General features: G+C 72.8%; 12 protein-coding genes. 8 read left to right on the plus strand and 4 right to left on the minus strand.

What is annotated here, in order from left to right:
- Positions 1 to 7: 7 nt before the first annotated feature.
- From ACT2CW_RS04750 to ACT2CW_RS04775, 6 genes are all read left to right on the plus strand, one after another.
- A complete protein-coding gene (locus tag ACT2CW_RS04750) occupies positions 8 to 850 on the plus strand; it encodes a tryptophan 2,3-dioxygenase family protein (RefSeq protein WP_445515588.1) in 843 nt (280 codons plus the stop codon).
- Complete coding sequence (kynU, locus tag ACT2CW_RS04755; protein WP_445515589.1) at positions 843 to 2,213, plus strand: kynureninase; 1,371 nt, start codon at positions 843 to 845, stop codon at positions 2,211 to 2,213. Before ACT2CW_RS04750 ends, kynU begins: the two co-directional genes overlap by 8 nt.
- 3 nt (positions 2,214 to 2,216) lie before the next feature.
- On the plus strand, positions 2,217 to 3,149 hold the full coding sequence (locus ACT2CW_RS04760; protein ID WP_445515590.1) for an alpha/beta hydrolase: 933 nt from the start codon (positions 2,217 to 2,219) through the stop codon (positions 3,147 to 3,149).
- Between the two features lie 124 nt (positions 3,150 to 3,273).
- Positions 3,274 to 4,632 carry a sensor histidine kinase gene (locus ACT2CW_RS04765; RefSeq protein WP_445515591.1) on the plus strand — a complete coding sequence of 453 codons (1,359 nt, stop codon included), beginning with the start codon at positions 3,274 to 3,276 and terminating at the stop codon, positions 4,630 to 4,632.
- Positions 4,629 to 5,312, plus strand: a complete 684-nt coding sequence (locus tag ACT2CW_RS04770; protein ID WP_164433214.1) for a response regulator — start codon at positions 4,629 to 4,631, stop codon at positions 5,310 to 5,312. The genes ACT2CW_RS04765 and ACT2CW_RS04770 overlap by 4 nt, the downstream gene beginning before the upstream one ends.
- Before the next feature lie 48 nt (positions 5,313 to 5,360).
- Positions 5,361 to 6,584, plus strand: a complete 1,224-nt coding sequence (locus ACT2CW_RS04775; protein ID WP_445515592.1) for a cytochrome P450 — start codon at positions 5,361 to 5,363, stop codon at positions 6,582 to 6,584.
- Between the two features lie 113 nt (positions 6,585 to 6,697).
- Here the strand turns inward: ACT2CW_RS04775 and ACT2CW_RS04780 are convergent, their stop codons facing one another.
- Both ACT2CW_RS04780 and ACT2CW_RS04785 read right to left on the minus strand, forming a co-directional pair.
- Positions 6,698 to 8,350 (minus strand): ABC transporter permease, encoded by a 1,653-nt coding sequence (locus ACT2CW_RS04780; protein ID WP_445515593.1) that lies wholly within the window; start codon positions 8,348 to 8,350, stop codon positions 6,698 to 6,700.
- Complete coding sequence (locus ACT2CW_RS04785; RefSeq protein WP_138914635.1) at positions 8,347 to 9,264, minus strand: ABC transporter ATP-binding protein; 918 nt, start codon at positions 9,262 to 9,264, stop codon at positions 8,347 to 8,349. The genes ACT2CW_RS04780 and ACT2CW_RS04785 overlap by 4 nt, the downstream gene beginning before the upstream one ends.
- A gap of 92 nt (positions 9,265 to 9,356) precedes the next feature.
- On the opposite strand from ACT2CW_RS04785, the gene ACT2CW_RS04790 reads away from it, so the two are divergent.
- Positions 9,357 to 9,911, plus strand: a complete 555-nt coding sequence (locus ACT2CW_RS04790; protein ID WP_311766958.1) for a GbsR/MarR family transcriptional regulator — start codon at positions 9,357 to 9,359, stop codon at positions 9,909 to 9,911.
- Between the two features lie 107 nt (positions 9,912 to 10,018).
- Here the strand turns inward: ACT2CW_RS04790 and ACT2CW_RS04795 are convergent, their stop codons facing one another.
- Complete coding sequence (locus ACT2CW_RS04795) at positions 10,019 to 11,059, minus strand: hypothetical protein (protein WP_445515690.1); 1,041 nt, start codon at positions 11,057 to 11,059, stop codon at positions 10,019 to 10,021.
- Positions 11,060 to 11,273: 214 nt separating this feature from the next.
- Here ACT2CW_RS04795 and ACT2CW_RS04800 point away from each other — a divergent pair, with 214 nt between their 5' ends.
- Positions 11,274 to 12,557: an adenylosuccinate synthase gene (locus ACT2CW_RS04800; protein ID WP_138914634.1), complete on the plus strand. Its 1,284-nt coding sequence runs from the start codon at positions 11,274 to 11,276 to the stop codon at positions 12,555 to 12,557.
- 95 nt (positions 12,558 to 12,652) lie between these two features.
- On the opposite strand, the gene ACT2CW_RS04805 is transcribed toward ACT2CW_RS04800, so the two are convergent.
- The gene (locus ACT2CW_RS04805) at positions 12,653 to 14,482 is read right to left on the minus strand and encodes a protein kinase domain-containing protein (RefSeq protein WP_445515594.1); all 1,830 of its coding nucleotides are present in this window, start codon (positions 14,480 to 14,482) and stop codon (positions 12,653 to 12,655) included.
- Positions 14,483 to 14,497 lie beyond the last annotated feature (15 nt).

Genomic DNA, 14,497 nt, shown 5'->3' on the forward strand with positions numbered 1-14,497 from the left:
GATTGCGATGTCGCAGCAGCCTGTCCCTCACCACGCCGAGTCCGACGCCCCGAATCTGGACTTCGACGGCACCACGCCGTACGAGGACTACGTCCAGGCGTCCGTGCTCACCCACCTCCAGCACCCCCTCTCCGACGACCCCGGCGAGATGGTGTTCCTGGTCACCACCCAGGTCATGGAGCTGTGGTTCACCGTGATCGTCCATGAGTGGCAGACCGCCGCGCGGGCGCTGCGCGAGGACGATCTGCCCACCGCGATGGCCGCGCTCCAGCGCTCGGCCTACGAGCTGGAGTCGCTCAACGCCTCGTGGACACCGCTGGCCCATCTCACCCCCGGCCAGTTCAACGCGTACCGCTCCGCGCTCGGCGAGGGCTCCGGCTTCCAGTCGGCGATGTACCGGCGGATGGAGTTCCTGCTCGGCGAGAAGTCCGCGTCCATGCTCGTCCCGCACCGGGGCGCGCCGCGGGTCCACGCCGAGCTGGAGAAGGCGCTGACCGAGCCCAGCCTCTACGACGAGGTGCTGCGCCATCTCGCGCGGCGCGGCCTCGCCGTCCCGGCCGCGGTGCTGGACCGCGATCCCGCCCTGCGCCATGAACCCGATCCAGGGGTGGAGCGGGTCTGGGAGGAGATCTACTCCGGCCTGCCCGACAGCGAGCTGATCCGGCTCGGCGAGGCGCTCACCGAGGTCGCCGAGCTGGTGTGGCGCTGGCGCAATGACCACTTGGTGGCGACCCGGCGGGCGATGGGCTCCAAGACCGGCACGGGTGGCTCGGCCGGGGTCGCCTGGCTGGAGAAGCGCGCGGCCAAGAACGTCTTCCCCGAGCTGTGGACGGCGCGTAGCCATGTCTGACGCGACGATTCCCACGACGGGGTCGGCTGGTGCCGAGCCGCCCGCCACTCGGCCCGGTGCGGGCGAGTCCGGTCCGCCCGGGACGGCTCCGCCCGGGACTGGTCTGCCCGGGACTGGTCTGCCCGGGACTGGTCTGCCCGGGACTGGTCTGCCCGGGACCGCTCTGGCCGACGAGGCCGCGCGGCTCGACGCGGCCGACCCGCTGCGCGCCAAGCGCGCCGCCTTCACCCTCGACGGCACGATCTACCTCGACGGCAACTCACTGGGCGCGCTGCCCCGCGCCGTCCCGCCCCGGCTGGCCGATGTGGTCGCCCGCGAATGGGGCGAGCTGCGCATCCGCTCCTGGGAGGAGAGCGGCTGGTGGACCGCGCCGGAGCGGATCGGCGATCGCGTCGCCCGGCTCATCGGCGCCGCCCCCGGCCAGGTCGTGGTGGGCGACTCGACGAGCGTGAACGTCTTCAAGGCGGTCGTCGCGGCCGTGAGGATCGCCCAGGAGCGCGGCGCCCACCGCGATCAGATCCTGGTGGACGAGGCCACCTTCCCCACCGATGGCTATATCGCCGAGTCCGCCGCCCGGATGACCGGCTGCACCGTGCGGCCGGTGGCCGCGGGCGACGTCCCGACCGCCGTCGGCGCGCGCACCGCCGTCGCGCTCGTGAACCACGTGGACTACCGCACCGGCCGCCTCCACGATCTGCCCGGAACCACGGCCGCCGTGCACGCGGCGGGCGCGCTCGTGGTGTGGGACCTGTGCCACAGCGCGGGCGCCCTGCCGGTCGGGCTGGACGCCCATGGGGTGGACCTCGCGGTGGGCTGCACCTACAAGTACCTCAACGGCGGGCCCGGCGCGCCCGCGTATCTGTATGTCGCCCGGGCCCATCAGCCGCGCTTCGACTCGCCGCTGCCCGGCTGGAACTCGCATGCCGACCCCTTCGGCATGGCCTCCGCCTACGCCCCGGCCGACGGCGCGGTCCGCGGCCGCGTCGGCACCCCGGACATCCTCTCGATGCTGGCGCTTGAGGCCGCGCTCGAGGTGTGGGACGACGTGACGATTGAGGAGGTCAGGGCCAAGAGCCTCGCCCTGACGGACCTCTTCCTCCGCTGCGTCGAGACGTACGTCCCGGCGGGCCGCGTCCGGTCGATCACCCCCGCCGCACACGCCGAGCGCGGCAGCCAGGTGGCCCTGCGGTGCGCGGCGGCGGAGGAGGCCGGGGAGGTGATGGCGGAGCTGGTACGGCGCGGTGTCGTGGGCGACTTCCGCCGCCCCGATGTGCTGCGCTTCGGCTTCACCCCGCTCTACACGGGCTTCGCCGAGGTGGAGCGGGCGGCGCGGGTGCTGGCCGATGTGCTGAAGGAGGACTGACCGATGGGCGGGGCGACGGCGGGGGCGGCGGCGGAGGAGAGGTCGGTCCTCGGGCTCGCGCCCGTGGACCCGGCCCGGACCGCCGCGTACGGCGAACACCCGGACCAGGTGGTGGACTTCTACCTTCCGCCACCCGGGACGGACGGGACCGCCCGCCCCGCCCCGCTGGTCCTCCTCTTCCACGGCGGCGCCTGGCGCGCCCCCTACGACCGCCGCCATGTCTCGCCCTTTGCCGCCTTCCTGGCGGGGCGGGGGCTGGCAGTGGCGTCCGTCGAGTACCGGCGCGGCGGGGCGGACCCCGCGCGGGCGGGGCGGTGGCCGGAGACGTTCGACGACATCGCGGCCGCCGTGGACACCGTGCCGGGCCTCGCCCGGGAGCTCGGGCTCCCCGGGGTCGACCCGGACCGGGTGGTGCTCACCGGGCACTCCGCGGGCGGGCACGCCGTGCTGTGGGCGGCGGCCCGGCATCGGCTGCCGTCCGGCACTCCATGGCATCTGGCCTCCCCCTCCCCGCTCCGCGGTGTCGTCGCCCTCGCCCCCATCGCCGACCTCGCCACGGCCCGTGCGCTGGACGTCTGCTCCGGCGCCGTCGACGAACTCCTCGGCGAAAGAGACAGTGAAGGCGGTGGCAGTGACAGTGGCGACGGCGAAGGCGCAGTCGGCGGCGATGAGCTGACGGTCCGGCTGGGCCTCGCCGACCCCGCCGCGCTGCTGCCCACCGCGATCCCCACCACCATCGTGCAGGGGGGCACCGACATCGATGTGCCACCGGCGGTCGCGGACGCCTTCGCGGAGGCGGCGGCCCGCGCCGGACAGGACGTACGGCTGATCAGGACCGACGGCGGCCACTTCCCGCCCATCGACCCCACGACACCCGCCGCGCAGACCGTCGCCGAGGAGATCGCCCGCCTGGCGGGGGCGCACCCCGCCACGTGACGCCAAGCCGCACCACGCCACCTGACACCGAGCCGGACCCCGCCACGTAGTACTTCAGACGGACGCCGGACAATCCGTACTGGTGGGGACGACGTGGGCCCGTCCGCTCTCTACGGTATGAGACGTGACCCAGACGATTCCGCGGACCGAACTCCGCATCGCCCGCAGCGCGTTGTCCGGCCTGCGGGAGGATTTGATCAACGACGCGTTCGCCCTCCGTCCACTGCCGCCGTTGAGCCCGGGGCATCCGCTGGTGCGCCGGGCCCCGGAGCGGGCCCGGCGATACGTGTGCCGGCTGCCGCATGCCGCGCTCACAGTCTGCGCGTTCTACGTCATGATGCAGTCGGTCATCCTGGTGCCCGACGACATGAGCCTGGTCCTGGCCCTGCTGAGCGGGGTGCCGCTGCTGCTGACGCTGTTCCGGCCGGTCGGGGCCTGGTGGCTGTCGTTCGGGGCGAGCGCCGTGACGGGGCTGGGGCTCCTGGGTCTGGATCAGACGGTGGGCTGGCCGTGGCCCATTCCGCTGGCCATCTCGCACGTCCTGGTGATGGTGGTGACGGCGGCCCGGACGCGTCCCCGGGCGGCCGCCGAGATATGGCTGCTCACGGCCCTTCTCGCGGCTGTCGCCACGTACGTCGACACCGACAGTCGGTACACCTCGGACTCCCTCCAGATGCTGGCGGACAGCCAGCTCACCTCGGACTCCTTCCAGGTGCTGTTCGTCTCCGGGCTGGTGCTCTGCGCCGTCGTCACCGCGCGCAATCTGCACGAGAGCAAGCGGCGGATCGCGGTGCAGGAGTCGGTGACCGTCGAGGAGCGTTCCCGCCGCACCACGCTGGAGGAGCGCGCGACCATCGCGCGGGAGCTGCACGATGTCGTCGCGCACCACATGTCCGTCATCGCCATCCAGGCGGAGGCGGCCCCGTACCGGGTGGAGAACCCGCCCGAGGAGCTGACCAGGAGCTTCGCGACCATCCGGGAGAACGCGGTGATCGCCCTCACCGAGCTGCGCCGGGTCCTCGGGGTGGTGCGGGCCGATGACATCGACACGGACGCCGACCCCGAGGCGCCCCAGCCCACGCTGGCCGCGCTCGACGGCCTCCTCGCGGGGGTACGGGCGGCGGGCCTGGCGGTCGAGCACATCACGACCGGTGCGGTGCGCACGCTGCCGCAGGGCGTGGAGCTGTCCGCGTACCGCATCGTGCAGGAGGCGCTGAGCAACGCGCTGCGCCACGCCCCGGGTTCCACCGCGCGCGTCGAGGTGTCGTACGTACTCGGCGGTCTCGGGCTGCGCATCGTCAACGGGCCGGCCACCAAGGCCGTGCCGCCGTCGCCCGGCATGGGGCACGGGCTGCTCGGGATGCGGGAGCGGGTCACGATGCTGGACGGGGAGATACGGGCCGGGGCGCGGGAGGAGGACGGCGGCTATGAGGTCACCGTCTTCATCCCGGCCCCCGATACGGCTACGGAGCGGGAAGCATGACGCCCGTCCGCGTGCTGATCGCCGACGACCAGGTCATGGTCCGCGAGGGCTTTTCGGTGCTGCTGGGGGCCCAGCCGGACATCGAGGTCGTCGGCGAGGCGGTCGACGGCCGCGAGGCGATCGCCCAGGTCCAGGCCCTGCGCCCGGACGTGGTCCTGATGGACATCCGGATGCCCGAGCTGAACGGCCTGGAGGCGACCCGTGAGATCGTCGCGGCCGATGCCGACGCCAAGGTCCTGGTGCTGACCACCTTCGACCTCGACGAGTACGTCTACCAGGCGCTGCGGGCCGGGGCGAGCGGCTTCCTGCTCAAGGACGCGTCGGCCCGTCAGCTCGGTGAGGCGGTACGGGTGGTGGCGGCCGGGGAGGCGCTGCTGGCGCCCGCCGTCACCAAGCGGCTCATCGCGACGTTCTCGCGGCTCGGCGAGGCCGCCGGGCTGTCCGGTACGCCGCGCCCGGGCCCGCAGGAGCGGCTGGAGGAGCTGACCGAGCGCGAGAACGAGGTGCTGGTGCTGGTCGCGCAGGGCCGGTCCAACGCGGAGATCGCGGCGGATCTGGTGGTCGCCGAGTCGACGGTGAAGACCCATGTGAGCCGGATCCTGGTGAAGCTCGGCCTGCGGGACCGCACCCAGGCCGCGGTCTTCGCGTACGAGGCACGGCTCGTGACCCCCGGCGACTGACCGGGTGGCCCCCTGGAGGCCGGGCGGGCCCGGCGGTACCGTCCGGGGATGAGCAGCAGTGCGGAAGCCCCCGCCTTCGACCCCTGGCGGCCGTCGTTCGTCGCGGACCCGTATCCGGCCTACGCCGAGCTGCGCGAGCGCGGCCGGGTGCACTGGTTCGAGCCCTCCCGCCAGTGGCTGATCCCGCGGCACGCGGATGTCGGCGCCCTGCTGCGGGACCGCAGGCTCGGCCGCACCTATCTGCACCGCTTTGGCCATGAGGAGTTCGGCCGCACCGCGCCGCCGCCCGAGCACGAGCCGTTCCACACCCTCAACGACCACGGCATGCTCGACCTGGAACCGCCGGATCACACCCGGCTGCGCCGCCTCGTCTCCAAGGCGTTCACCCCGCGGACGGTCGAGGCGCTGGTGCCGACGATCCAGCGGCTCGCGGCGGAACTCGTCGACTCCCTCGTCACCGCGGGCGGTGGCGATCTCATCGAGACGGTCGCCGAACCGCTGCCGGTCGCCGTCATCGCCGAGATGCTGGGCATTCCGCCCGCCGACCGCCCCGCCCTGCGGCCCTGGTCGGCCGACATCTGCGGGATGTACGAGCTGAGTCCGGGCGAGGAGACGGCGCGCCGGGCCGTGCGCGCGTCCGTCGAATTCTCCGCGTATCTGCGCGAGTTGATCGAGGCGCGCCGCAAGGCCCCGGGGGACGATCTGATCAGCAGGCTCATCGCCGCGCACGACGAGGGCGACCGGCTCACCGAGCAGGAGATGATCTCCACCTGTGTGCTGCTGCTCAACGCGGGCCACGAGGCCACGGTCAACACCACCGGGAACGGCTGGTGGGCGCTCTTCCGCCACCCCGAGCAGCTCGCCCGGCTCCGTGCCGACCCCGACGCGCTGCTGCCCACCGCCGTGGAGGAGCTGCTGCGCTACGACACCCCGCTCCAGCTCTTCGAGCGGTGGGTGCTGGAGGACATCGAGGTCGGCGGCACGGTCATCCCGCGCGGCAGCGAGGTCGCGCTGCTGTTCGGCTCGGCCAACCGCGACCCGGCCCGCTTCGACCGCCCCGACACCCTCGATCTCTCCCGCACCGACAACCCCCACATCAGCTTCGGCGCCGGGATCCACTACTGCCTGGGCGCCCCGCTGGCCCGGCTGGAGCTGATCGCCTCCTTCGGCGCCCTGCTCCGCAAGGCGCCCGGGCTGCGGCTGGTCAAGGAGCCGGAGCGGGGGGCGAACTTCGTCATCCGCGGTCTGCGGGAGCTCCAGGTCGAGCTCTGAGCGGAGCCGGGGAAGCGGGGCCGGGGAAGGCAGCGGGGACAAACGAGCCCCCTGTTGTCCACAGCCTGTGGACAACAGGGGGCGGTTGCCGGGGTGTGGTGGGCCGACGGGGGTCAGCCGCCGATGTCACGGCGGCGCATACCCACCAGGCCTCCGGCGGCGAGAACGACCGAGAGGAGCAGCAGCCACAGGAACGGGGCGGCCGTCACCTCGTCGCCCGGCAGCTTCGGCAGATGGCTGAAGGGCGAGGTGTCCATGACGGAGTCGGACAGCTCCAGCGCCGGGCCCATCCAGCCCAGGGCGACCACCCAGCCGACGAACGCCCAGGCCGCTGCCGAGTACTTCGGCAACACGCCCACGAGGAAGAGCGTCACGCTGGTGAGCACCCACACCGCCGGGAGCTGGGCGAGGGTGGCACCGAGGCAGCGGGGGAGCTGGTCGGCCAGATCACCCGCCGCGATGCCGTAGCCCAGCCCCAGCGCCAGACCGCCGATCGCGAGGATGACGACCGGGCCGAGGTACGCGATGACCAGGTGGCTCCCTGCCCAGCGCAGCCGGCCGACGGCGTTGGCCAGCAGGGGCTCCGCGCGCTGGTCGGTCTCCTCGCTGCGCAGCCGCAGCACGGAGGTGGTGGTGTAGACGGTGAGGATGGTGCCGAGGACGCCGACCATGGCGGCCAGGAACGCGTCGTTGAGCCCCTGGGCACCGCCCATCCGCTGGATGATGTCGCGGGTCTTGTCGCTGTCGCCGAGGAAGTCGTTGGCGCCGTCGGAGATGCCTCCGAAGATGGCGCCCGCGAAGACGAAGCCCGCGGCCCAGCCGAGCAGGGCACCGCGCTGGAGCCGCCAGCCCAGGCCGTAGACCCCGTTCAGCAGGGGGCCGGCGGCCGGCGGGCCGGGGCGGGTGGCGTAGAAGCTGGCGCCCACGTCGCGACGCCCGGCGAGGGAGTACGCGAGGGCGATCGAGGCCGCGGCGAGCACGGTGATCAGCAGCAGCGGCCACCAGCGCTCGTCCGCGTACGGCCGGGCGTACTCGGCCCAGCCCAGCGGCGAGAGCCAGACCAGCACATGGCCGGAGCCCTTGCTGCCGTCCTCGGCGGCGTCACCCGCCATGCGCAGCACGAAGGCGATGCCGACCGCGGCGGAGCTCAGGCCCCTGGCCAGCCGTGCGTTCTCCGTGAGCTGGGCGGCGACGGCGGCCAGACCGCCGAAGGCCATACCGGACAGACCGACGGCGAGGCCGAGGGCCAGCGCGCCGGTGCCGCCCTGGCCCGCGAGGCTGCCCGCGATGAGCAGGGTCACCGCGCCGTTGGCGATGGCCACGGCGAGCAGGGCCGAGGTGAGCCCCGCGCGGCGGCCGACCATGCCCGCGGAGAGCGCCTCCTGACGGCCGGTCTCCTCCTCCTCACGGGTGTGCCGGATCACGATGAGCAGGCTCATGATCGCGGCGAAGACCGTGAGGAAGGCGCCCACGCGCCAGACGGTCAGCGCGCCGAGTGTGTCGTCGAAGGCGGCGCCGAAGAGGGCCCGGGTCGAGCCGTTCCCGTTCATGTCCTCGACGAGGCTGGCGCGGCGGGCGGGGGTGTCGTACGCGCTCTTCAGACGGCCGACGGTGCTGCTGGCCGTGAGCCCCAGGCACAGCACCCACACCGGCATCATGATCCGGTCGCGGCGCAGGGCGAGCCGCAGCAGCGTGCCCGTGCCCGCCAGATCGTGGGCCGATCCGCGGGCGCGCGGGGAGACCCGGGCGTCGGCTACGGCGGTCATCGGGCGATCGCCTCGGCTTCCGTGCCCGTGATGTCGTCCTGGTAGTGGCGCAGGAAGAGCTCTTCCAGGGTGGGCGGCGTGGAGATGAGGCTGCGCACCCCGACCTGGGTGAGCTGCCGCAGCACGGCGTCCATCTTGTCGGATTCGACCTGGAGCTTGACCTGGCTGCCCTGGATGTCCACGTTGTGCACACCGGGGAGGCCGGACAGGCCGTTGGGCTCGCCGGCGAGCTCGGCGGTCACCGACGTACGGGTCAGATGGCGCAGCTCGGTGAGGGTGCCGGACTCCACCCGGCGGCCCTTGCGGATGATGCTCACTCTCCGGCAGAGCGCCTCGACCTCGCTCAGGATGTGGCTGGAGAGCAGCACCGTACGACCGCGGTCGCGCTCCTCGGCGACGCACTCGCGGAAGACCTCCTCCATGAGCGGGTCGAGCCCGGAGGTCGGCTCGTCGAGGATCAGCAGCTCCACTTCGGATGCGAACGCGGCGACCAGGGCGACCTTCTGGCGATTGCCCTTGGAGTACGTACGGCCCTTCTTGGTGGGGTCGAGCTCGAACCGCTCCAGGAGCTCGGCGCGGCGTGCGGTGTCCAGCCCACCGCGCAGCCGCCCGTACAGGTCGATGACCTCTCCACCGCTCAGGTTGCGCCACAGGGTGACGTCTCCGGGGACGTACGCGATGTGGCGGTGGAGGTCGACCGCGTCGTGCCAGGGGTCCTTGCCCAGCATCTGCACCGCGCCGGAGTCGGCGCGGAGCAGCCCGAGGAGAACCCGGATGGTCGTGGACTTCCCGGCGCCGTTGGGCCCGAGGAAGCCATGGACCTCACCTGCCTCGACTTCGAGGTCGAGGCCGTCCAACGCGTGGGTCCGGCCGAAGGACTTGTGGAGGCCGGACACGGAGATTGCCGTTTTCATGATTTCGAAGCTACGCTAGTTTCACAAATTTGTGAAGTTAAGGAACCGTATAAACTTATGATGATGTGACGAAGAGGGGAGATGATGAAGCGGTGAGGGAGACGAACGAACCGGGGGGCGCGCCCGATGACACGCGCGGTGAAGTGGCGCGTGACGAGGCGGCGGTGTCCAGGTTCGTCGAGCGGTTCGCGGCCGATCTGGCCGAGGCCGGTATGCAACGCATGGCGGCGCGGGTCTTCGCGGCGCTCCTCGTCTCCGACTCCGGGGCCCTCACCTCGGCGGAGCTCGCCGAGCGGCTGCGGATCAGCCCGGCCGCCGTCTCGGGCGCGATCCGCTATCTGTCGCAGGTGGACATGGTGGTGCGGGAGCGCGAGCCGGGCTCCCGCCGCGATCGCTACCGGCTCTACAACAACGAGGTCTGGTACGAGACGCTGACCCGCCGGGACCAGATACTCGCCCGCTGGGAGAGCACCATGCGCGATGGCGCGAAGGTGCTCGGCCCCGGCACCCCGGCGGGGCTGCGGATCACCGAGACCGCCGAGTTCTTCGAGTTCGTGCAGCGGGAGCTGCCCAAGATGCTCGAGCGCTGGCGTGTCCAGCAGGCCGAGCGCCGCGCCGCCGAGGCCCGCGAGGCCGAAGCGGGCTGAAACCAAAACCCTGCCCACGCCGCTTGGCCCGGCACGCCCGCGCCGCCCGGCCCGGCACACCCGCGCCGCCCCGGCCCCACCGGGCCCCGCGGCGGCGCGAGCGGGGCTCAAGGGCGGTGGGGGAGCATCAGGCTCCAGGCCTCGGCCAGGACCGTCCAGGTGCGGCTGCGGACCGGGCCGCGGATCAGCGCGTCCGCGTGGTAGCGGAAGTCCGGGCCGGAGACGGTGACGGCCCGGGCCCGGGTGCGCAGCGGGCCGCCCGCCGCATGGGGGTGGACCACGATCTCGGCCAGCCCGCCGCCCGGCGCGGCCGTCGAGACCGAGACCCGCTCCACCGGCCGGTCCAGGTCGGTCAGCAGCACCCCGTCCGCCTCGATCCGCAGCCGCTGCGGCGGTGGATGCGCCGGGCGCCGGGCGCCGCCCGCCAGGCCGATCACCGGGAGCGAGAGCAGCGTCAGCGCGGTGCGGGCGGTGCGGGCCGCCGGGCTCCACCACGACCGGTGGCCGTCGCCCTCCCCGCCGGGGCCGTCCCGGTCGTGGCCGGGCGGGCCCGTGCCGTCCCGGCCGTCCTCGGCCCGGCGGCGGTCGTGGACGCAGGGGTCGCAGCCGCAGTCCCGGCCCCTCGCCCCGTCGCCGTGCGGGCCCGGGCCGTGCCCGTCCGTACCGTCCATTCCGTCCGGCCCGGCCGCCGCGCCGAGGCCGCCGCCCGGCATCCCGTCGTGCGCACCGTGCGGCGCGAGTCCGGAGGGGATCCGCAGCCCGCCGAGGACCACCCCGCCGCTCTCGTCCACCAGCAGGTCACGCGGGCGCGCGGTCCCGTCGAGGACCGTACGGGCCGCGGCGACCGCGTCCGTCGGCACCCCGAGCGAATGGGCCAGGGCGACCGTGGCGGAGCCGCCGACCGGGACCACCGACAGCGCGGCGTCCGCCAGCTCCCGCCGCCGGTGCAACAGCTCCACCATCCGCAGCAGGGCGCGGTCGTCGCCCACCAGCACCGGCCGGCGGGCGCCCCGGCGGGCCAGCGCCCGCTCGACCTCCTCCGGGCCGTCCGGCAGGCAGATTTTCGTCTGCGCGCCCGCACACAGCACATCCTTCGCGATCCGCACCGACTCCCCGTCCGTGCGGCGGGCGTTGGGGTCGATGACCATGAGCAGCGGGCGCTCCCGGGCGGTGTCCGGCGCAGGGGGCCGGGGATCTGGAGCCGACACCTCGGTCCTTCCTCAGGTAATCTCTCGGTGCAAGAGCCCCTGTCGCTGTTGCGCCAGGGGCTTCGTCTATCCGGGGCACCGGTTCGACGGCTCTTGTGGTGGCGCGCGTCACCATGCACGTTGGACATGCCCCGCCCGGAAGGGGTGTACGCCTGTGCCCGCACTTGTGCTGCTCGGTGCTCAGTGGGGTGACGAGGGCAAGGGAAAGGCCACCGATCTGCTCGGTGGTTCCGTGGACTATGTAGTGCGCTACCAGGGCGGTAACAACGCGGGCCACACGGTGGTGGTCGGCGACCAGAAGTACGCGCTGCACCTCCTCCCGTCCGGAATCCTCTCGCCCGGGTGTACCCCGGTCATCGGCAACGGCGTCGTCGTGGACCCCGCGGTCCTGCTCTCCGAGCTGAGCGGTCTCGCCGACCGAGGCGTCGACACGTCCAAGCTGCTGATCAGCGGTAACGCCCATCTGATCACGCCGTATCACACGACCCTCGACAAGGTGTCGGAACGATTCCTCGGCAAGCGGAAGATCGGCACCACCGGCCGCGGCATCGGCCCGGCCTACGCGGACAAGATCAACCGGGTGGGCATCCGGGTCCAGGACCTCTTCGACGAGTCGATCCTGCGGCAGAAGGTCGAGGCGGCCCTGGACTACAAGAACCAGGTGCTGGCCAAGCTCTACAACCGCCGCGCCATCGCGGTCGACCAGGTCGTCGAGGAGCTGCTGGGCTACGCGGACCGGCTCAGCGGCTATGTCGCCGACACCACCTTGCTGCTCAACAACGCCATCGACCAGGACCAGGTCGTGCTCTTCGAGGGCGGACAGGGCACCCTGCTCGACGTCGACCACGGCACGTACCCCTTCGTCACCTCCTCCAACCCGACCGCGGGCGGCGCCTGCACCGGCACCGGAGTGGGCCCGACGAAGATCAGCCGCGTGATCGGCATCCTCAAGGCGTACACCACCCGCGTCGGCGCGGGCCCGTTCCCCACCGAGCTCCTCGACGAGGACGGCGAGAAGCTGCGCACGATCGGCGGCGAGCGCGGTGTGACCACCGGGCGCGACCGGCGCTGCGGCTGGTTCGACGCGGTCATCGCGCGCTACGCGACCCGGGTCAACGGACTGACCGACTTCTTCCTCACCAAGCTGGACGTGCTCACCGGCTGGGAGCGGATCCCGGTGTGCGTGGCGTACGAGATCGACGGCAAGCGCGTCGAGGAGCTGCCGTACAGCCAGACCGACTTCCACCATGCCAAGCCGATCTACGAGACGCTGCCGGGCTGGTCGGAGGACATCACCCAGGCCAAGACCTTCGACGAGCTGCCGAAGAACGCGCAGAAGTACGTCCAGGCGCTCGAGGAGATGTCGGGCGCCCCGATCTCCGCGATCGGGGTCGGGCCGGGCCGCGACGAGACCATCCAGATCAACTCGTTCCTCTGACCCCTCGGCGGGAGCGCGGCTCTCGGGAGCCGGGCTCCCGGGAGCGCGGCCCGCGCGCCGGCGTCACTACGCCGCGGGCGGGCCGGACGGTTCCCTTACGCCGCGGGCGGGCCGAACACCCCGGCGGGCTGCTGCGGCTGGCCGACGGGCTGCGCGGCCCGCTGCTCCTGCATCTTGGTGATCCGCCGCACCACGGCGATGGCCAGCAGCGCGGTCAGGATGCCGATCGAGTCGTCCACGATGCTGATGGCGACGCTGGGCCGCTGTTCCCGGGAGTTGTCGCCGACGATCTCGCTGATCCCGTTCACCGGGAACATCAGGAACATGATCACGAAGAATGTCCACCACCAGTGCAGCACCGCGCGGCCGCGGCGGCCGGGCCCCGGCGGAGTGCTGGAGGTCCAGATGTCGTTGGCGATCTGCTTGGGCAGCCACAGCTGGGCGATCGGGATGAACCAGGCGCCCACGGAGTAGCCGCTGCCGAACCGCTGCCGCCCGGGGTTGAGCACCGTGGAGTTGAGGTAGGCGGTCCGGAACCAGACCAGCCACAGCACGACGAGCACGAGCGCGGCGACACCGGTGCCGCTGTCCATCGCCTCGACATCGCTCCGCTTGGTGTGGAGGTCGTCGGAGACCACACCGGAGTCCTGCGCGAAGTACGCGTCGAGCAGCGAGATGTTCAGCGCCATGTCGAGGAGCGTCAGCACCAGCCAGATGCCGAACATGCTCATCAAGGCGGTGGCCAGACCCCGGATCGGCCTCAGCCGCGTGCCCGGGGCGGGGTAGCCCATCGGCGTCTGATAGCCGCCCTGCCAGGGCTGGGTGGCGGGCTGGGACATCTGGTACGGGGAGCCCCCGGACGCGTGGGCGTGGGGGGTCGCGTACGCGGACGGCGTCGGCGTGCCGTACGCGGAGGGGCCGGGCGGGGGGCCGGGCGGGGTGTGCGCGGCGGCCTGGGGGTGGCCGTACGCCGACGGGCCCTGCTGCGGGGCCGCGGCGTTCGGCTGCGCGTTCTCGGCCTCCACCTCCAGCAGTTGGAGCGCGTCCCGCCCCAGCCGGGCGAGCAGTCCGCCCGGCAGCCAGGGCTCGCCGTCATCGGCCACCGGCTGGGTGGCGGCCACCAGCTCGTCCACCGAAGGCCGCTTGGCCGGGTCCTTGTCCAGGCACGCGGTGACCAGCCCGCGCGCCCCGTCGGGGAGCCCCACCAGATCGGGCTCCTCCTGGGCTATTCGGTACATCAGGGCGTGGATGCCGCTGTCCAGGTTGCCGAAGGGCTGGCGTCCGGTGGCGGCGAAGGCGAGCACCGAGCCGAGGCAGAAGACATCGCTCGCGGCGGTGACCGGCTCACCCCGCACCTGCTCGGGCGACATGAACCCGGGCGAGCCGACGACCGCGCCGGTCATCGTCAGATTGCCGCCCGTGGTGGTGCCCACGGCGTCCAGGGCGCGCGCGATGCCGAAGTCGATGACGCGCGGACCGTCGATGGTGACGAGGATGTTGGACGGTTTGAGGTCGCGGTGGACCAGCCCGGCGCCGTGGATGTCGCGCAGCGCGAGGGCCAGGCCGTTCGCCAGGATCCGCAGCGAGCGCTCGGGCAGCGCCCCGAAGTCCTCGGCGACGACGCTGTGCAGGGACGGACCACCGATGTAGCCGGTGGCCACCCACGGCACCTCGGCTTCGGTGTCGGCGTCGAGGACGGGCGCGGTCCACTGCCCGCCGACCCGTCTGGCCGCCTCCACCTCCCGCTTGAAGCGGCCGCGGAAGTCGGCCTGGCGTGCGAGTTCGGCCTGTACGAGCTTCACCGCTACGGTGCGGCCGCGGGCGGAGCGGGCGAGGTAGACCCGGCCCATTCCGCCCTCGCCCAGCTTGCCGAGCAGCCGGTACTCGCCGATCCACCGCGGGTCCTGGGCCCCGAGGTTCTCCATCGCGGTGTGGCTCCT

The organism is Streptomyces sp. NEAU-174 (assembly GCF_052665095.1).

Excerpts from the sequence above, each read along its gene's own strand:
- ACT2CW_RS04750 (WP_445515588.1), top strand. The coding sequence starts at position 8 with ATGTCGCAGCAGCCTGTCCCTCACCACGCCGAGTCCGACGCCCCGAAT.
- kynU (WP_445515589.1), top strand. The coding sequence starts at position 843 with ATGTCTGACGCGACGATTCCCACGACGGGGTCGGCTGGTGCCGAGCCG.
- ACT2CW_RS04760 (WP_445515590.1), top strand. The coding sequence starts at position 2,217 with ATGGGCGGGGCGACGGCGGGGGCGGCGGCGGAGGAGAGGTCGGTCCTC.
- ACT2CW_RS04770 (WP_164433214.1), top strand. The coding sequence starts at position 4,629 with ATGACGCCCGTCCGCGTGCTGATCGCCGACGACCAGGTCATGGTCCGC.
- ACT2CW_RS04775 (WP_445515592.1), top strand. The coding sequence starts at position 5,361 with ATGAGCAGCAGTGCGGAAGCCCCCGCCTTCGACCCCTGGCGGCCGTCG.
- ACT2CW_RS04780 (WP_445515593.1), bottom strand. The coding sequence starts at position 8,350 with ATGACCGCCGTAGCCGACGCCCGGGTCTCCCCGCGCGCCCGCGGATCG.
- ACT2CW_RS04785 (WP_138914635.1), bottom strand. The coding sequence starts at position 9,264 with ATGAAAACGGCAATCTCCGTGTCCGGCCTCCACAAGTCCTTCGGCCGG.
- ACT2CW_RS04795 (WP_445515690.1), bottom strand. The coding sequence starts at position 11,059 with ATGGTCATCGACCCCAACGCCCGCCGCACGGACGGGGAGTCGGTGCGG.
- ACT2CW_RS04805 (WP_445515594.1), bottom strand. The coding sequence starts at position 14,482 with ATGGAGAACCTCGGGGCCCAGGACCCGCGGTGGATCGGCGAGTACCGG.